The organism is Campylobacter concisus (assembly GCF_902460535.1).
GTDB lineage: Bacteria > Campylobacterota > Campylobacteria > Campylobacterales > Campylobacteraceae > Campylobacter_A > Campylobacter_A concisus_AS.
This window is the reverse complement of the sequence record NZ_CABPTV010000006.1, coordinates 23,399-42,218: the sequence shown is the minus strand read 5'-3', so window position 1 is coordinate 42,218 and position 18,820 is coordinate 23,399. Positions and strand designations below refer to the sequence as shown.

The following is an 18,820-nucleotide window of genomic DNA, read 5'->3' as shown; positions in this document are numbered from 1 at the left end:
TTATTAAATTAGCTCGGATTTTAACAAATAAACCTAATCACAAAGCTTAAATTTAAAACTTAAATTTCAAGCTATTTTAAAAGTCCTTTTGCGAAATTTATCGCCTCTTCGCTGATATGCTCGCCACTTATCATACGCGCAAGCTCATTTACACGCTCCTCTTTGTCAAGCTCTCTTACGACTGAGCTCTCGCCGTGACGCTCTACTAAAAAGTGCGAATTTGCCTTTGAGCTAAGCTGCGGCTGGTGCGAAATGGCAAAAATTTGATAGAAATTTGCAAGCTTAAGCAAGACATTTGCGATACTCATCGCCTCTTTTCCACTTAAATTTGCATCTATTTCATCTAAAATGATGACATCTCCGCCAGTTTTCGTGATCTCACTAGAAGCAGCTATGAAGGCCAGCCTTAAGCGGTTTAGCTCGCCTGAGCTTAAATTTTTAAGCGAGGTTTCGTTTAAATTTAGACAAATTTCATCAGCGCCTAAAATATCAAGCTTTTTGCCCTCAATCCTTAGCGTGATATCTGGCATATAAAGCTCTTTTAGGTATAAATTTATCATCGCCTCAAGCTCTTTTAAATTTACGCTCCTTGCCTTGCTTAAAGTGCTGGCTAGCTCATTTGCCTTTTTGCTTAAAATTTCAAATTTCTTCTCAAGCTCGCTCTTTTCAAAGCTTAAATTTTCATATCTGGCAAGCTCTTTTTCTTTTTTAGCAAGCGCTTCTAACGCCTCCTCTTCGCTGCCATAGCGCCTGATGATGGCATTAAGAGCTTCTATCCTATCAAGCACGCTCTCCACGTCGATATCGTCAAGCTCCTCCATATTTAGGCTATCTCTTGCGACCCTCAGCTCGTTCATCGCATCTTCAAAAAAGCCGTTGTCAAGGTCGCTGATGCTTAGCGCCTCATTTACGCTGTGCTCTAGCTCAAATATCCGTTCAGCCCTAGCCCACGCCTCATTTATCTTATCCTTTTTACTAAGCCTTTTTTTGGTCTCCATAAGCTCTTCAAACTCGCCTTTTTTAGGCCCGATGCTTCTTATCTTCTCAATCTCAAAACTAGCAAGCTCCTTTAGCTCCTCGACCTTTTTCTCTTCCTCTTTTATAGTGGCTAGCTCTTTTGAAATTTTAGAAAATTCCAAAAATGCCTCTTCAAATTCCTGCTTTATCTCTTTAAATTTCTCATTTTTTGAAATTTCAAGCCTATCAAGCAAATTTAGAAATTTCTCATTTTCAAATTCATTTGCCTCTTTTGCCGAGAGATATTTGATGTGCTCGCGCGCCACTTGGGCTAAATTTCTCTTTGAGATGGCTTGTTGGTTTATAAAATACCTCGTGCTCTTATCTTTTAAAAGCTTGAAAATATTGACCTCTTCGTTTTCTATGCCAAACTCATCAAGCTCAAATTTATGCTCCACGTCAGCTTCTATCAGCCTTGCCTCGCTATCTTTTAGCCCAAAAACAGCCATTATGGCACTCATCAGCACCGACTTACCAGCACCACTAACGCCCGTAAAGACGCTAAGACCCTCTTTGAAATTTAGCTCAACATTTTTAAAATTTAGATAATCCTTAATCAAAATTCGATCAATCATTATAACCCCAGTGAAGTTTCTCTTTTAAAATTTGAAAATAATCCCTGCCGATGTGGCGTATCAGCCTCGCTTTTTTATCGCTCAGACTCATGCTAACGGCTGAAATTTTACTCATATCAAAGCGGTCTTGTCCGTCTATGACTAAAATGGCGTCGCTTTTTGTTCTAAATTTAACCGTGTGATTTTTCGTAAGCACGACTGGACGCTGCGTGAGCGAGTGCGAGCAGATGGGAGTTAGCGCAAAGACCTCGCTTAGCGGATATATAATCGGGCCATTTGCGCTCATATTATATGCCGTGGTGCCAGCTGGAGTTGCCACTATGACGCCGTCCCCGTAATATGAGTTAAAATACTTTTCATTTAAAAGTGCCTCGATATGCGTCATCGAACCGCCATTTTTACTAACGATGACTGCATCATTAAATGCTATCTTTTTCTCAGTTTTGCCATCATTTTTATGAAGCGTAACATCAAGCATAAAAGGCGTTTCTACTTCAAATTTATCATCAAAAAAGTCTTTAAAAAACTTCTCGCTCTCATTTATCGTGATATCTGTCAAAAAGCCGAGCCTGCCAGCGTGTATGCCAAGGATTAGTGGCGAGATGTGAGCTAGCTTTCTGCAGGTTGATATGATCGTGCCATCGCCGCCAAGCGTGATAAGAAATTCGCACTCTTTGGCTAGTTTTATCAGCTCAAAGCCACTTTTTTTCACCTGTTTTGCACAGCTTTTTTCAAGCAAAATTTCTGCGTTATACTTTTTTAAAATTTTTTCTAGCTTTGCTAAATCCTGCTTAAATAATGGATAATCTTTCGCGATAAGTCCCACTTTTTTGGCGTTTGTGGTATTAAATTTTTGTTCATTTTTCATAGAAATGATTGTAACATATTTTATTTTAACAAAGCTTTTCAAAAGAAAAAAGCGATTATAATTGCCTAAAAAACATTGCAAAGGAGCATTTTATGCGAAGTCATTATTGCACCGATCTTAGCAAAGCTGATATCGGCAAAGAAGTAATACTTTGTGGCTGGGCAAACACATATAGAGACCACGGTGGCGTTGTTTTCATCGACTTAAGAGACGTTAGCGGGCTTATACAATTAGTTTGTGATCCTGCTGACAGCAAAGAAGCACACGACGTGGCTGCAAAAGTAAGAGATGAATATGTCTTAAAAGCAAAAGGAAAAGTAAGAGCTAGAGGCGAAGGACTAACCAATCCAAAGCTAAAAACTGGCGAGATAGAGGTGATAGTAAGCGAGCTCATCATCGAAAATCCAAGCGAGCCACTACCATTTATGATAGGTGATGAGAGCGTAAATGAGGACATCAGGCTAAAATACCGCTTTTTAGACCTTAGAAGCGAGCGCTTGCAAAATATCTTTAAAATGCGTTCTCGCGCAGCGATAGCAGCTAGAAACAGCCTAGATAAAATGGGCTTTATCGAGTTTGAAACTCCAGTTTTAACACGCGCAACTCCAGAAGGTGCGAGAGACTATCTAGTGCCAAGCCGCGTATATCCAGGTCAATTTTACGCGCTCCCGCAAAGCCCGCAGCTATTTAAACAACTTTTAATGTGTTCTGGCTTTGATAAGTATTTTCAGATAGCAAAATGCTTCCGCGACGAGGACTTAAGGGCTGATCGCCAACCAGAATTTACTCAAATAGATATCGAAATGAGCTTTGTCGAGCAAGAAGATATCATAAATATGGCTGAGACGATGCTAAAAGATATCTTTAAAGCCTGCGGATACGACATCAAAACGCCATTTAGACGTATGAGCTACAAAGAGGCGACCGAGACTTACGGCTCAGACAAGCCTGATCTTAGATATGATCTAAAAATGATCGACGTGATCGATATTTTCGAGCGCTCAAGCAATGAAATTTTTAGCGGGATCGCAAAAGATAAGAAGAAAAACCGCATAAAAGCTCTAAAAGTGCCAAATGGCGACAATATCTTTAGTAAGCGCGAGATGAATAGATTTGAGGAATTTGTACGTAAATTTGGCGCACAAGGCCTTGGCTACTTCCAGATGAAAGAAGATGGTTTAAAAGGCCCGCTTTGTAAATTTTTCGAGCAAAGCGATCTTGATGAGATCGTCTCAAGATGTGAGCTAAAAGTTGGCGATGTCGTATTCTTTGGTGCTGGTAAGAAAAAAATTGTGCTTGATTATATGGGACGATTTAGAATTTTCCTAGCTGAGCAAATGGGCATCATCGATCAAGACAGACTTGAGTTTTTATGGGTGCTTGACTTCCCAATGTTTGAGCAAAACGACGACGGCAGCTACTCTGCGATGCACCATCCATTTACAATGCCAAAAAATATAGACGAGCCTGATCTTGAAGATATCCTCTCTATCGCTCACGACGTCGTCTTAAACGGCTTTGAGCTTGGCGGCGGAAGTATAAGAATTCACAAAAACGACATCCAACAAAAAGTCTTTAAGCTTCTTGGCATAGATGAAGCCGAGCAGCGTGAGAAATTTGGCTTCTTGCTTGATGCCTTGACATTTGGTGCGCCTCCACACGGTGGTATCGCGATCGGCTTTGACAGACTAAATATGCTTGTAAATAAAGCAAGCTCGATCCGCGACGTCATAGCCTTCCCTAAAACACAGCGCGCTCAGTGCCCACTCACAAAAGCACCAAGCTACGCTAGCAACGAACAACTTAGGGAGCTAGGGCTAAGGATAAGAGAAAAAGAGCAAAAGGCTTAAAATTTTGCAATAAATTTAGACTTTTAGATGTCTAAATTTGAGTTATTTTATTTTAAAGATTAAATTTTTGAGATGATTTTGGATGTTGTGCAGAAAATTTCATCCCAAAGCTAGACATATAGTCTGCTGCAGGGTGAAATTTTCAAACTCATTCAAAGGCGCTCAAAAAATACAAAAAGGGAAAAAATGAAGAATTTATTTTTAATCATCGGCGCTCCAGGCAGCGGCAAAACAACAGACGCATCAATCATCGCACAGCATGATGAGAAATTTGCTCACTTTTCAACTGGCGATCTTTTAAGAGCCGAAGTCGAAAGTGGTAGCGAGCTTGGCAAACTAATAGACGGCTTTATCTCAAAAGGAAATTTGGTCCCACTTGACGTTGTCGTAAATGCGATCGTATCAGCCATCAAAAGCTCAAATAAATCAAACATCATAATCGACGGCTACCCAAGAAGCGTTGAGCAAATGACCGAGCTTGACAAAGTCTTAAGCGAGCAAGATGAAATTTCTCTAAAAGGCGTCATCGAAGTGGATGTTAGCGAAGATGTGGCAAGGGCTAGAGTGCTTGGCCGTGCAAGAGGCGCTGACGATAACAACGAAGTCTTTAACAACCGCATGAAAGTCTATCTTGATCCGATCAAACCTATCCGCAAATTTTACAGCGAAAAAGAGCTACTTCACGTGGTAAATGGCGAGCGTGGCATCGACGAGATCGTAGCTGACATCAAAAATTTACTAGCTAAACTTATATAATTCACAGACCTTGCATCAAAAAGGTGCAAGGTTTTAAAACTTACCATTTATTAACACCAAAAATGTAATATCCTTTAAATTTAACAACCAACCAAAAAAGGATAAAAATGAAAAAAATCTTCATCGCTTCACTGGCTGTTAGCATCGCAATGGCTGGAGGCTTTGTCTCAAAACACCAAAGCGAAAATGTTATAAGCGTAAAAGAGGCTTTAAAGCTAAATGACGATGCCAAAGTCGTACTTGAGGGCAAGATAAAGTCGCAAATAAAATCAGACAAATATGAATTTGCCGATAAAAATGGCGACACTATCGTTGTTGAGATTGACAATAACAAGTGGGGCAATGCAACAGCTAACGAGGACACGCTTTTAAGAATAAGAGGCGAAGTAGATAAAGACCTTACAAAAACAAAGATCGACGTAGATAGCGTAGAGGTTGTAAAGTAGTTAAATTTACGAGTATTTAATGCAAAAAATACTAAAATCACGAAAATTTCTAATAAAAAGGACAAATATATGGACGTTTCAAAGATCAAATTTGGCTCAAACCCAGATAAAATCAATGCCGTAATCGAAATACCTTATGGCTCAAATATCAAATACGAGATCGACAAAGATAGCGGTGCAGTCGTAGTTGATCGCGTGCTTTACTCAGCGATGTTCTACCCAGCAAACTACGGCTTTGTGCCAAACACACTTGCAGCTGACGGCGATCCAGCTGATATTTTGGTGCTAAACGAGTATCCACTCCAAGCTGGTAGCGTCATCCCTTGCCGTTTGATAGGCGTTTTGGTGATGGAGGATGAAGCAGGCATGGATGAGAAGCTTTTGGCTGTGCCAGTTACAAAGATCGATCCAAGGTATGAGGCGATAAAAAGTTACGAAGATTTGCCAACTGCGACACTAAATAAGATCAAAAATTTCTTTGAAACTTATAAAATTCTTGAGCCAAACAAATGGGTAAAGGTGAAAGAATTTAAAGACGCAAACGCTGCAAAAGAGATTTTAGACGCTGCGATAAAAAATTATAAATAATTTTAAGCCCTATTTTAGGGCTTTTTCTTTTTAAATTTGTTCGTTTTTATACGCCATATTAAAAAGGCTATTTTTATATTTAGATAAGCTTTTTCTTGTATAATACGATTTTCTTTCAACTGTGGGTTCATAGCTCAGTTGGTTAGAGCATCCGGCTCATAACCGGATGGTCCCAGGTTCGAGTCCTGGTGAACCCACCACCTATTTCACCAACATCATAAGATCGAGATTTCACCATTTTTTCTTTAAATTTTAAAATTTTTTTCAAAATTTAAAAATGTAAAAATTTTAAATATTCCAAAATATAAGCCAAATTTTTAAGCTCTCTCTAAAATTTCCTTTCGCTTTTGCCAGTCAGGCATATAAAGCGCTAGATAGTCATAAAATTTCTTTGAGTGATCAGGATAGAGAAGATGCACTAGCTCATGAAATACGACATACTCGATGCACGCCTTTGGTTTTTTGATAAGCTCTATATTTAAATTTATATATGATTTATATGGGTTGCAGCTTCCCCATCTTGTTTTCATCTGCCTTATTTTTACGCTTTTGATATCTTGCTTTACTATCTTGTTAAACTCTTGCAAGATGTTAAAAAAATAAGATCATCGCCTTTTCGTAATACCACCCATAAATCAAATTTTCTTTTCGCTTTAGGTCGCTTTTATCTTTTACAAATAGCTCTAGATAACCCCTTTGAAGCTTTACGCACTCCTCTTTAGACTGCAATACTTTTAGCCTATAACTTCACCCAAGATATCTAAAATCCTCGCCGCTTACGTACTCTTTTTGCGGCGTCTTAAACGAAGCAAAAAACGCCCGTTTTTTAGCTATCCACTTAGCTCTTTTTTGCATGATAAATTTTATATGCTCATCTCTTGCCGAATTTGGCGCAGTTAGGATCGCTTCGCCATTTGGTCTAACTTTTAAAGTGATATTTTTTACATCTTTTTTGATGATTTTTACATCACTTTGCATAAAAGCTTATCCCTATTCCACGGATAGTTTGATAAATTTTCTCTTTATCATCGATAGATACGCCGTATTCGTCCTCGACATCCCAAAGAGCATCTTCCATCGCGCTTGTTATCTCGTTTTCCACGTCCATATTTTTGTGCCATTCTGGTTTCTTTGAGGCCTGCTCATAAATTTCATAAAATTTCATACTCAAATTTTTAGCGACCGTCTCTATATCCGAAAGCCCCACGTCGCCTAAAATATCAAGCAAATTATCATAAATAGCAAATAAAATTTTCTTGCCGTTAAATTCTTTTGGATACCTATCTTCGCTCGGCTTTAAAGCCCCAGTTATGAGATCTTTTAGCTGTTTTGCTTTGGTAAGTTTTTCCTCTTCACTTAGCCTTTTTGCCTTGTATTCGTCAATGATATCTTGTATTTGCTGGGCTATTGATTTATAAAATGCTGGATTTGAGTCCATTTTCTCTTTTACCACCGCACTTACGGCGCTGATTATCGTATCGGCTTTTGCATTTTTACCCTCTACTCTTTGCACCTCATCGTCAAATTCCGTCTCAAAGATATTTACAAGCTTCGTAAGCTCATTGACCTCTTTTGCGCTCACATAAGTATCAAGCAACTTTTGCATCTGTGCTTCGTATTTGCCAAAGTCGCAAGCCTCGTGATACCTTAGCTGCACCGCCTTTCTTAGTTCGTTATAAAATTTAACTCTTTGCTTATAAGCTTTTATCTCCTCTTCGCTTAAGATATCGCAAATTTTCTCACTCGAAAGCGCTAGTTTAAAAGCTCTAGCAAACTGCGACAGCCACTCTTTAAAGTCGTCTCTTTTTTGCACGTCCTCAAAAACTTCATCCGCCACGACCGCAGAGATAGCAACAAGAGCTGATACGATAGCGATGATAAAAAACGAGTACCAAAGCGTTACGCGCGCTGTTATTGGGACGTTTGCAAGCGCTTGCTTAATCCTTAACAACATAGCCAAGCCCTCTTTTAGTCTGGATCACATCGCACTCGCCAAGCTTTTTTCTTATGTTTTTAACAAGCACATCAATGACGTTTGAGCCGCCCGTATAGTCGAAGTCCCAGACGTGCTCTTTGATCTGCTCGCGAGTTAAAATTCTGCCCTTATTTAGCATCAAAAACTCTAAAATTTCATACTCTTTGCCGGTGAGCTCGACCTGCTAGCCGCTAAACTCTACGGACTTTTTAGAATGGTCAATCTTTAGCTCGCCTGCGCAAATTTCACTAGCCGCATTGCCGCTATTTCGGCGAATGAGCGTGCGCACTCTAGCTAGCAGCTCTTAAAGTCAAATGGCTTGACCAAGTAATCATCAGCGCCCGCGTTAAGCCCCTTTACAACGTCATCTACATCGTCCTTTGCCGTTAGTATCAGCACAGGTGTCGCTAGCTTTGTGGCGCGCGATCTTTGCAAAAATGTAAGTCCGTCCATCACTGGCATCATAAGATCAAGCACGATAAGATCGTAGTGCACGGCGGCGGTAAAGTCCATCGCCTCCTCGCCGTTAAACGCGCTATCGACGCTATATCCGTTTTTCTTTAGGTGCTTTACTATGACGTTATTTAGGTCTACTTCGTCCTAGACGACTAAAATTTTCATCCCTGCCTTACCTACCTCACTTGGTTTTGCCAGCTATTTTATCAAATTTGACTTTTTATTTTTAGATTTAAAATTTCGCCATTTGCTGCGCCTATCTTAAAATCATATAAAAAGCCGTTAAATTTAGCCCTTGCGTCATAAAAATACTCCGCTCCAAGCGTGCCAAAGCTTTGTTTTTTCGCTAGATAGATCGGCTCAAATTCCACCTCTTCTGGCTTTGTTTTTAGGCGCTCTAAGATGAGCTCTTTAACTCTTTCTGGCAAGATGTGAGTTAGCCCTTCAAATTTAGCGTGCTCTTCATTTATCTTTGATAGCTCCGCTCTTTGCACCTCGTCTTTTAGGCAGTTTGAAACGTTTAATAGCCACACTCCAGCCTTGCCAGCGCAGATAAGTGCATCCGCTACACCTTGAAGCGAAAACTCAAGCGCATTTTTAAAGAAATTTTGAGCTTTGCATTTTGAAAAAGCTTGGCTTAAATTTTTATCTAAATTTTCAGGGCTTTGCTCGCTCTTGCCTAAATTTTTGTAGCTATTTTTATAAACGCTAGGCTTTGCATTTTTACTTAAATTTTCTCTCGCGCTTTGGCTAAAATTTTCGTTCAAATTTTTCTCTAAAACCTGCTCGCCAACGTTATCGTTTAAATTTTGCTCTAAATTTTCACTCATCTTTTTCACCTTTATAAAATTTAACGCCCAAAAAGGGCGCTAGATCACTTTGTATAGTTGCCGATTATCTCGCCTGTTTGAGCGTTTATGATCACTTTTTTCTCGCTCCTGTCGCGTTTAAGCTCTACTTTGTATATCCAAGCACCATTTTTATTATCAAGCTCTGCCTCATCAAGGCTCCAGCCAGCCTCGAGCGCTTGAGCTTTAGCCACAGCCTCGTCAATGCTAAGAGCAAATTTTGAAAAATCTACCGCTTCGATCGGCAAGATATGTTTTTTATTTTTATTCTCTACTTTAACGATCTGACCGCTGTTAGCATCGATCTTGATCTCTTGTTTGACACCATCTTTAAATGACTCTATCTTGTAAAAAGTCACGCCCTTTTTGACGTTCATCTCGATATCTTTGATGCTTGAGCCTGGGAAGTTTTTCTCAGCTATGTTTAAAGCCTCTTTTGACGTGATGGCTGCTTGCAAGCCTATCGCTCCTAAAACTGCTGCTAAAACTGCTGCACCTAATACCTTTTTCATTTTTGATCCTTTTATTTTTGATTTCCAACTTTCGTTTGGATGAGCGCATTATAAAAACCTAAAATGAAGCTAGGATGAATGAATAAAATAAGAACTGGGTTTGATGGCATATTAAATACAAAGAAAAGAGGTATACAAGATTTTAAGCGATGAGGCACTAGTATTAATAAATAAATTTACACAAAAACTTCACCAAATTATGACACCAAAACTACACAAGGCTCTTCTATTTCATCTGAGTGAGGATACTTTTGTCTGACAAGTCAGACAAAAGACCTCGTTAGGGATTATACCTAAAACCCCTATATTTATGAATACACATCGCTCAACAATACTAAAAATATACAATCAAAATGAAACAAAACACGTGTAACGTATTGACATTTTTTAAAATCTTGTCTGTTTATAGCCACTGGTAAATGTGTACCAAATAGGACATTTTTATTTCCATTTTTTTACTATAATTCTAGACAAAAGTAAGAAGAAGATAATATATGAGAGGCATTGCATGATATCGTATAAACTTTTTGCCAAACAAGGAGATTTACTAACTGCAAAAGCTGATTTTGCAGTCAATCCATCAAATACGGCTATGCTGCTTGGAAGCGGTATATCGATGGCATTTAAACGAAGTTGCGGTGTAATACTAGAAAAATATATGCAAGACGCACTAAAAAATCGTGGAGTAATAAACCAAGGTGACGTTATAAAAACCGCATCAAACTATAAAAATTTCCCATATGTTTTACATGCTGCAGTAATGAACTATACTAAAAAAAATAAATCCAAAATGCCAACTATACAGACCATAAGAGAAATTTTGCAAAATTTACAGCAAATTTTACTACTCGAACAAAAAGATAATCTAAGCCTTGCATTGCCACTTATTGGTTGTGGTATCGGTGGTCTTGAAAAAAGCGAAGTTATACTAGAATACAAAAACTTCTTCTCACATCAAAAAATGCGGATAAAAAGTGTAATGTCATGATTTATGGCTACAACCAGAACGACTTTGAGTTGATAGAGCAAATTTTAAAAGGATAGATAATGGAGTTAATTTTTTTAAGTAAAAAAGGCAAAAAGAAGGTTGCTATCGATTTAAATGGAAACGAGATAAGAGATATTGGAGAGATTTTTCAAGTATCAGAAACCTATAAAAAATACAATACTTATTTCATTATAACGCCAGAGAAACTTTTTGCATATAATTACAAACACAAAAAGCTTAAACTATTGGCGTATCATAAAATTGATTTAGAACTTTTGGATTGTTTTTTTACTAAAATTTTATTTAAAGCCCACTGGGATATCGCCTGGATCAGATGTGGTGATGAGCTTAAATTTTTTGATGGGTATGGCGATCCAATAGCACTTGAGGGCTATAAAACTGCATATTATTATAGTTATTTGGATGGGGTATACATTAGCAAAAGTGACAACGAAGATGCTTTTAGCAATAGCAAGATAGAACTTTTTGATCCGATAACAAAAACTATAAAAGAGGTTATTTCTGGTCAATTTTTAGAAAAAAATTTAGTTGCGGTAAAAAATCCAGAGAACGAAAATTTTTTTGGTGTTAGTGATTTAGAAGGAAATATAAAAGTACCATCAAAATATTTAGATGTTAGTATGATTTGCGATACGATTGTAAAACTTCGTAACGAAAAATGTCAAAATGAATACTTTGATCTAGCTAATAATAAACCAATTTTTACTGACTACTTTTATATCAGCAAAATAATAGTGCAAACTGATATAGAACAAGATATTTATAATGGAGAGATATTTTATTATGAAAAAAATCACAAAATAGGCTTGATAGACCACCAAGAAAATATTAAATTAGAGGCGAACTATTTTTCTTTTAACTATCTGGCTTTTGGACTTTTTGCTTTTAGCCGATCCGAAAAAAATCCATATGATTTTTTATCAGCCTAAATTTGGACTTTGTGATACAGAAGGCAATGTGCTTTTAGAAGAAGAATATGACGAAATTTCTATATCTTTTTATGATGATGATATCGCCACGATAAAAGCTGTTAGTACAGAGCTGATAAACGGTGAAGAATTTGATAAAAAAGCATTTGTACTAAAAGATCATACCGTGATACAAAAGGATGATATTGATGAAATTTGGATGGTTGATAGAGATAATTTTGTCATTCAAAAAGAAGGCAAATATACTCTAAAAAGCGGCTAGGGCGATAATGCTGAAATTTTTATCGAAGCAAGCGATAATCTCCATGTTTGCAATGGGATTTTTAGCCACTCCTTGGCCAATGGGAAATATAGGCTTTATAGAAACGATTTTATAGTAACAATCGAATGTGATGATTATGAATTTATCTATGATGAAAAGATTGTAATAAAAAAGAACAACTATCTTAGTTTGGTGGATAAAAACTTTAATATTATTAAAGATAATTTTTACAATGCAAAAGATATTGTTTTTTAACTAATAATGGTTTTTGATATAATTGAAAAATATTTTTTTGAAAGGACAACACAATGGAATGTTCAGCAGTTTTCTCACAAGATAGGAAATATAGATATGTTTTAACAAGAGTTTGGGATAAAAATAAACCAATGCTTGTTTTTGTAGGATTAAATCCATCCATTGCAGATGAAACCAAAGATGATCCCACTATAAAAAAATGTATAAAATTTGCTCAATACTGGGGTTACGGCGGTTTTTATATGCTTAATTTATTTGCAATAGTCTCAACAGACCCATCTGCAATCTGCTCTGTAAAAGATCCAATAGGCAAAGAAAACGACAAAATGCTTGCAGATTATTCAAGCAAAGTAGATAAAGTAGTATGCGCTTGGGGAAATAATGGATCGTATCAAAGCAGGAGCAAAGAGGTACTAGATGCCTTAAAAAATAAATTTTACATAAAACTAAATGCCAGCGGAGAACCTGCTCATCCATTATTTTTAAAAGGTGACTTAAAACCTCAAAAATTTTAAACCACTCTGTATGGGTTAGGAGATAAAGCATCTCCTAAAACCCTATCTTCACACTCTTTTCTTCATTTTTTAGTGCGACTTCTAGCTCAAGTCTATGGCAAAAGTCTTCGCCATTTTTTATAGGTCTAAATTTAGCTTGTCTTCTCACGCTGGCAAAGTCTCCAGGTGCTAGCAAGCCAAGGTTTGAGACCTTTTTGCTTGCGTTTTCGTCAAATTTGACTTTTAGCAAAGCGCACTCTTTTTTAAACAAATTTCTTGCTTGTTCTGGCAACAAGTACCCAAATTCAAGCTTTAGATCAAATCTTCTAAGACAGGCTTTATCAAGATTATCTATCAAATTTGTCGTGGCGATAAAGATACCATCAAAGCTCTCCATCTGCACTAACATCTCATTTACCTGAGTTATCTCCCAGCTTCTTGTAGCCATGCCTCTATCTTGCAAAAAGCTATCTACTTCGTCAAAGACTAGCACAGCATGTTTTTCTTTGGCCTCTTTGAAGGCTAGTGCTATATTTTTCTCAGTTTCTCCCAGATACATAGATAAAAGGTCACTTCCTTTTTTGATGATGATCGGCTTTTTTAGGCTTTTAGCGATAAATTTGGCGTAAGCGCTTTTGCCAGTTCCAGGCACACCGTAAAGGCACATCCTTGCGTTCTTGCTTACTTTTATGCCTTGCATTAGCTCGTTTAGGTCGCAGTCTGAGTTTACAAAATTTGGATCATAGCTGCTTGGCAGATCAATGCTTGGCTTCTCATCTTTTTCTATCTCATCGTAGCCTTGCGCTTTTAGAGTATTGCTTATCACTCGCTCAAAGGCTTTGTTTTTGTCTTTTGTGTTTAAATTTGAAACGACTAAGCTTGCATTACTAACGACTGCTGGCGCTACAAATCGATTTTTAGCTAGTTTTTTAACAAGCTTATTATCTATCAAATTTTCACTATATTTTTTTATGATCTTGGCTCTTACATCTTCAGTAGGTATGCCTATCTCTATGGCTAGGTTAAATCTTCTAACCACAGCTTCATCCATATCAAGGATATTATTAGTTATCCAGATAGTTGGCACTTCGTTAGTCTCAAGGGATCTATTTATAAAGGCTTTGCCATACTGCCTTTTCTCATCATTTTTGGTATTAAATATATCTTCTGCTTCGTCATACATGAGTAAATTTAACCCAGCAGACAATACACTTTGCGCAAGGCAATATGATCTTATCCTTTGGTACTCATTTGCATAGCCATCTCCATCATCATAAGCTACTTCGTAAAGTTTTAAATTTAGCTCACTAGCTACTGCTTTACTAAACTCGGTTTTGCCGGTTCCTGCAGAGCCATAAAGGAGCACATTTACTCCTTTTTGCTTTTTGCGAATGGCATTTTTTAGAAACGAGAGTAAAATTTTCACATCTTCTTTTATGTGAGGGTAGTTTTTTGTAGTTAAATTTGTCTTGCTGCATGGCTTTATCGCACTTTCAAATATCTCGTCTATGCTTTTGCACTCAATAAATAAATCACCCATGAAACTATTATTTATAACATCGGTTTTTGACCTTAGACTGCGTCCGTAACTATCTATTTTTAGTATCGAGGTCCTAGCAAAAACTCCATCTTTTCTAAAGGCATTTTGCACATCGCTAAATTTTAGTTTTAGTATCTTTGAGATCGCTTTTATGGCCTGTCTGGTGTTTAGCTCTCCTAACAGATCGCAAGCGTTTGAGACTACTTCATAGTTATACATGATAGTGACAAATCTCAAGATCTCTTTCTCGGTCTCATTTAGGCCTAAATTTTCTTGAAGTAAATTTAGGTTGTGCTCAAGCTCTTTTAGCTCGCATGAAATTTTGCTTTTTTCAAGGAGCCAAAGTCTATTTTTTAGAGCCTCAATGTCTTCTTCTTTGGGTTCACTTGTGCATATATCCAAAAACTCTAAAACATCATCGCTTCTACATCTTAAAAACTCTTTCTCTCCTCCAGCATAAAAAATGGCACGAAGTATCCAAAGTGTCGTAAGCTCGTATATCTCACTATCTACGAAAAAATTTTCTTTTTGCATGACAAGCTCCTTTTTGCTTTTGTTGGAGCTATTTTACTTAGCAGAAAAGACATTTTTATGTCCATAAAGATAAAATTTGAGAAATTTGTTGTGAAAGATAAACTCAATAAACCATTTTTTATCTTTATTTTATGGTGTTGACTTTATATATGCTCTAGTGGCAATGCATTTAGCATATTTTTGATCGTTCGCCAGTTTGGCAAAAACCTATCCATGTATGCTATGAAATTTTTATTATGGTGTCTTTCTAGCATATGCACAAGCTCATGAACGACTATGTATTCTAGGCATTCTAGCGGTTTTTTTGCGAGTTCGTAGTTGATAACAATATTGCCATCTTTTATATTACAACTTCCCCATTTGGTTTTCATTTTTAGGATTCTTACCGAGCTTGATTTTACTCCTATTTTTGTTTCCCAAATTTCTAGTATTTTTGCGATTTTTGTCCTTAGTTCATTTCGGTAGAATTTTTCTAAAATTCTTTTTCTACTTTCAAAATTTCCGCCATCTTGCACGCTTAATACCATCTTATTATGCTTTACCGTCACGCCACCGACCCCGTTTATTACCTGCATTAGATACCGCTCGCCCCACAGATAGTGACTTTCGCCGCTTACTATCTCTCTTGCACCTATGCGCTCTTGCGAGTTATAAATATTTTGATGTTTACGTATCCACGCGAGCCTGCCAGCCACAGCCATGTGAATTCTATCATCACTCGCATCGAACGGCGCACTTACTCTTACTTCGCCATTTGGCGGCATTACGGAGATGTGTAGGTTTTTTATGTCTTTTCGCGCTACCGCAACATCAATCGAGCCTATTTTCATTGGTATTCTTCTTGTAGTTTTATAAGCTCAAAAAGCTTATCTATATCCACGCCTTTTTCATCCGATAGTAGTTTTATGGTACGCATTAGTTCGCGCTCTTTCATTTTGTTACCGATATATCCGTCTGATTTATATGTTTTGATTGTCTCATCTAGTCTGGCGATCCAGTCTATATCTTGACTAAAGTTATCATATATAGCTCGTTTGCTGTCGCTATTTATCTCTGGTGGATATATGTTGTTTGTATTTTTTATTTGTAGCTGTTTTGCTAGGTTTATAACCTCTTTTAGATACTTTTCATAGTCCAACGCGCCCTTTTTACGTTGTTCTATCAGTTCGTCTAGTATTTGGGATAAATTTTCGTAAAATTTTGGATTTAGGGGATTATTATCGACTATTATACGCCTTATGTTATTTTCTATCGCCTCGGCAACCGCCTCATTGCCGCCTAGTGCACCATTTTCTTCTTCGCTGATGCCCTCATTTTGGATTAAAATTTCAAGCAGGCCTTTGTCTTCAAATTCTGCTAAGACCTTACTGTCGCCGGCATTTACATATCTATTGATAAGCGTACGCATGTCACTATCCCATTTGCGCATATCCACGTAGTCTCCGCTTGCTAGTTTGACGGTATCTCTTAGCATAGAGAAGTTCTTTACGCGATTAGCCCATTGCTGCTCTTGCTCTGTACTATAACCTAGCTTTAAAAGTTCATTTGCTACTCCGTCATACGCTCTGATAAAACTCGCAACCGCACGGTAGAAGCTAAGCCTTCTGGTTTGCATCTCATCTTTTAAATTTTCCCTACTATCGCCGCAAAAATACTCTATAAATTCTTTATCGCTTTTTGGCGACTTTACACCCTCGCATATTGCGTCCAAGATTTCCCATGTATTTTCTAGGTCTTCTTTGCCTTTTTCGAGTCTGTCTTTTAAAAGCCCAACTATATCGCTCTCGTCGTACCCATCAAATGCCTCTTTTGTATAGTCGCTATACGCTTTTTCTAAGCTCTTAAAAAGATCGCGATAATCCACGATATATCCATACTCTTTGCTCTCTCCGTCTAGTCGGTTTACTCGGCATATAGCTTGAAAAAGACCGTGATCGCGCATAGGTTTATCGATATATAGATATGTCGCGCTTGGTGCGTCAAAACCAGTTAAGAGTTTATCGACGACGATTAAAAGCTTCATTTGTTCAGGTTTTTCTTTAAACTCTTTTTTTACGTCTAGCTCAAACTTATCAGCCTTAGCATCATCTACATCTTTAGTGTTTATATCGTAGTAGTTAGCTATCATCTGCTTGTAAATTTTATACTTATATTCGCCGTCGCTCATACCATCTGGAGTTATTTCGTTTCTTATCGCTGACGCAGTTGGTCTGTAGCTAGATATCACGGCGCATTTTTGTTCAAATCCGTTATCGCTAAAAATCTTATACGCCTCGCATGCTTCATATACGCTAGAGCAGACAAATATCGCATTTCCGCGCTCTCTTAGTCTAGTTTTATTCTCCATATCAAAAAGTATGTCGCCTGCGATTTTCTCAAGCCTTTGTTTTGAGCTCATCAGTTTTTGTAAAGTCGCCCATCTAGCCTTTACTTCACCCTTAGCTAGGTCGCTTAGTCCTCTTGTTTTGTTTTCAAATTCTTTGTCTAGTTTATCTTTTGAGCCTAGCCACTGCTCGATGTCTCTAGCTTCATATACAAGGTCTAGCACCACGCCGTCACGCACCGCTTCGTCAAATTTATATGTATGTATAAACTCGCCAAATACTTGCACCGAGCTTTTTTTGTCGTTTTTTAAAAGCGGTGTTCCTGTAAAGCCGATAAAAATCGCATCAGGCATTAACATTTTCATAGCTTCGTGTAGCTTTCCGGATTGCGTTCTGTGACACTCATCTACAAATACAACTACATCGCCGTTCACTTTAAAATTTCCCGCTCTACGCTTTATATCGTCCAGATATGCGCTCATGGCACCGTCATCGCTTTCGTCTTCCGCGCCGTTTCTGCCAAATTTATGCACCAACGAGCATATGAGTGAATGCTTGGCGTTGCTTAATTTTTCTAGTAAATCAGCTCCGCTTTTTGTTCTGTAAATGCTTTCTTTTACACCGTTAAAGACATTTTCTATCTGCTCGTCAAGCTCGGTTCTGTCTGTAATTATAAGTACCCTAGAGTTTAAATTTTCTTTTATCCATTTTGCAAGCCAGACCATACTTAGGCTTTTGCCGCTACCTTGTGTATGCCAGATGATACCGCCTTTTTTAGTGCGTAAAAACTCCTGCGCGCATTTTACACCGAAATATTGATTGTGCCGACAAGTCTTTTTTACCCCACAGTCGTATATGATAAAGTCGTGTAAAATTTCAACCAGTCTCTCTCGCCCGCAAATCGCTTTAAGTCCGCCATACAAGCTTAGTTTTTCGCCATTTTCTTTAAATTCTAAGAAGTATTTTTCAGGTGTCTCTATCACGCCGTATCTTAGTCCTTCGCTCTCGTTTCCAGCCATTACAAGCTGCACGGTAGTAAAAAAGCTCTCTATAAACCTCTTATCTTGGCTTGATAAATTTTGCCTTATGCCTTCACTAACCGACACGTTTGAACGCTTTAGCTCTAGCACGCAAACGGCTATACCGTTTATATAAAGCACTATATCTGGGCGTTTGTCAAACTCGCCGTTTGTAGTTTTCACGCTTACTTCCTCAGCTATGCTAAATTTATTTGCCAGCGGATTATCCCAGTCGATGAGCCAGACGCTCTGATTATTTTCGCTTACTTCTTCTATTACTTTTACACCGTATCTTAAAAGTGAGTATATGGCTTCATTTGCATCGTATAGTTTTCGACCGCCGCTTGTGTGATTTTCATATTGTAGTTTTTTTAAGGCTTTATCTATAAGCTTATCGCTGTAGCCACGACTTTTTAGCCATGATTTAAGCTCATCTTCTCTTATGTTTTTATTGTCAAGTCCTTGCAGATCGCCTATATATTCGTAGCCAAGCTCGTTTTTAAAAAGATCTATGACTCGCTCTTGCGTTTTTATCTCTTTTTCTACCGTATTTTCTTGCATAG

Annotated in this window: 18 protein-coding genes, 1 tRNA gene and 1 pseudogene; 9 read left to right on the top strand and 11 right to left on the bottom strand. The window is 37.8% G+C overall.

What is annotated here, in order from left to right; genetic code table 11:
* Positions 1–71 precede the first annotated feature (71 nt).
* The gene (locus FZ945_RS06535; protein ID WP_187424174.1) at positions 72–1,592 is read right to left on the bottom strand and encodes an AAA family ATPase; all 1,521 of its coding nucleotides are present in this window, start codon (positions 1,590–1,592) and stop codon (positions 72–74) included.
* Positions 1,585–2,460, bottom strand: a complete 876-nt coding sequence (locus FZ945_RS06530; RefSeq protein WP_148785069.1) for an NAD(+) kinase — start codon at positions 2,458–2,460, stop codon at positions 1,585–1,587. The genes FZ945_RS06535 and FZ945_RS06530 overlap by 8 nt, the downstream gene beginning before the upstream one ends.
* Positions 2,461–2,552: 92 nt before the next feature.
* Between FZ945_RS06530 and aspS the strand changes: the two genes are divergently transcribed.
* From aspS to FZ945_RS06505, 5 genes are all read left to right on the top strand, one after another.
* Complete coding sequence (aspS, locus tag FZ945_RS06525) at positions 2,553–4,310, top strand: aspartate--tRNA ligase (protein ID WP_103616351.1); 1,758 nt, start codon at positions 2,553–2,555, stop codon at positions 4,308–4,310.
* 186 nt (positions 4,311–4,496) lie between these two features.
* On the top strand, positions 4,497–5,066 hold the full coding sequence (locus FZ945_RS06520; protein WP_103612023.1) for an adenylate kinase: 570 nt from the start codon (positions 4,497–4,499) through the stop codon (positions 5,064–5,066).
* A gap of 107 nt (positions 5,067–5,173) precedes the next feature.
* Positions 5,174–5,512, top strand: a complete 339-nt coding sequence (locus FZ945_RS06515; RefSeq protein ID WP_103612022.1) for a NirD/YgiW/YdeI family stress tolerance protein — start codon at positions 5,174–5,176, stop codon at positions 5,510–5,512.
* A gap of 69 nt (positions 5,513–5,581) precedes the next feature.
* A complete protein-coding gene (ppa, locus tag FZ945_RS06510; RefSeq protein ID WP_009294194.1) occupies positions 5,582–6,100 on the top strand; it encodes an inorganic diphosphatase in 519 nt (172 codons plus the stop codon).
* Positions 6,101–6,223: 123 nt separating this feature from the next.
* Positions 6,224–6,300, top strand: a tRNA-Ile gene (locus FZ945_RS06505).
* A 117-nt stretch (positions 6,301–6,417) separates the two neighbouring features.
* Here the strand turns inward: FZ945_RS06505 and FZ945_RS10635 are convergent.
* From FZ945_RS10635 to FZ945_RS06480, 6 genes and pseudogenes are all read right to left on the bottom strand, one after another.
* Positions 6,418–7,078, bottom strand: a pseudogene (locus tag FZ945_RS10635) (M48 family metallopeptidase).
* Positions 7,068–8,054, bottom strand: coding sequence for a type I restriction enzyme endonuclease domain-containing protein (locus FZ945_RS06495; RefSeq protein ID WP_222862616.1), 987 nt, complete (start codon positions 8,052–8,054; stop codon positions 7,068–7,070). The pseudogene FZ945_RS10635 and the gene FZ945_RS06495 overlap by 11 nt, the downstream one beginning before the upstream one ends.
* Positions 8,038–8,214: a winged helix-turn-helix domain-containing protein gene (locus FZ945_RS10260; protein WP_262367175.1), complete on the bottom strand. Its 177-nt coding sequence runs from the start codon at positions 8,212–8,214 to the stop codon at positions 8,038–8,040. Before FZ945_RS10260 ends, FZ945_RS06495 begins: the two co-directional genes overlap by 17 nt.
* 155 nt (positions 8,215–8,369) lie before the next feature.
* Entirely contained in the window at positions 8,370–8,651 is a 282-nt protein-coding gene (locus FZ945_RS10255) for a response regulator (protein ID WP_262367180.1), read from the bottom strand.
* Positions 8,652–8,737: 86 nt separating this feature from the next.
* Positions 8,738–9,361: a hypothetical protein gene (locus FZ945_RS06485; protein WP_148803392.1), complete on the bottom strand. Its 624-nt coding sequence runs from the start codon at positions 9,359–9,361 to the stop codon at positions 8,738–8,740.
* A 44-nt stretch (positions 9,362–9,405) separates the two neighbouring features.
* On the bottom strand, positions 9,406–9,891 hold the full coding sequence (locus tag FZ945_RS06480) for a PepSY domain-containing protein (protein WP_148803390.1): 486 nt from the start codon (positions 9,889–9,891) through the stop codon (positions 9,406–9,408).
* A gap of 508 nt (positions 9,892–10,399) precedes the next feature.
* On the opposite strand from FZ945_RS06480, the gene FZ945_RS06475 reads away from it, so the two are divergent.
* The 4 genes from FZ945_RS06475 to FZ945_RS06460 all read left to right on the top strand — a co-directional run bounded on the left by FZ945_RS06475 (position 10,400) and on the right by FZ945_RS06460 (position 12,861).
* Positions 10,400–10,879, top strand: a complete 480-nt coding sequence (locus FZ945_RS06475) for a macro domain-containing protein (RefSeq protein ID WP_262367174.1) — start codon at positions 10,400–10,402, stop codon at positions 10,877–10,879.
* Positions 10,880–10,938: 59 nt separating this feature from the next.
* A complete protein-coding gene (locus FZ945_RS06470) occupies positions 10,939–11,829 on the top strand; it encodes a hypothetical protein (RefSeq protein ID WP_148803388.1) in 891 nt (296 codons plus the stop codon).
* On the top strand, positions 11,810–12,091 hold the full coding sequence (locus FZ945_RS06465) for a hypothetical protein (RefSeq protein WP_148803386.1): 282 nt from the start codon (positions 11,810–11,812) through the stop codon (positions 12,089–12,091). Before FZ945_RS06470 ends, FZ945_RS06465 begins: the two co-directional genes overlap by 20 nt.
* 308 nt (positions 12,092–12,399) lie before the next feature.
* Positions 12,400–12,861, top strand: a complete 462-nt coding sequence (locus FZ945_RS06460) for a DUF1643 domain-containing protein (protein WP_148803384.1) — start codon at positions 12,400–12,402, stop codon at positions 12,859–12,861.
* 34 nt (positions 12,862–12,895) lie between these two features.
* Here FZ945_RS06460 and FZ945_RS06455 read toward each other — a convergent pair whose 3' ends face one another.
* The 3 genes from FZ945_RS06455 to FZ945_RS06445 all read right to left on the bottom strand — a co-directional run bounded on the left by FZ945_RS06455 (position 12,896) and on the right by FZ945_RS06445 (position 18,818).
* Positions 12,896–14,914: an AAA family ATPase gene (locus tag FZ945_RS06455; protein WP_148803382.1), complete on the bottom strand. Its 2,019-nt coding sequence runs from the start codon at positions 14,912–14,914 to the stop codon at positions 12,896–12,898.
* 143 nt (positions 14,915–15,057) lie between these two features.
* Entirely contained in the window at positions 15,058–15,744 is a 687-nt protein-coding gene (locus FZ945_RS06450; protein ID WP_148803380.1) for a M48 family metallopeptidase, read from the bottom strand.
* Positions 15,741–18,818, bottom strand: coding sequence for a type I restriction endonuclease subunit R (locus FZ945_RS06445; RefSeq protein ID WP_148803378.1), 3,078 nt, complete (start codon positions 18,816–18,818; stop codon positions 15,741–15,743). Before FZ945_RS06445 ends, FZ945_RS06450 begins: the two co-directional genes overlap by 4 nt.
* Between the last annotated feature and the right edge of the window lie 2 nt (positions 18,819–18,820).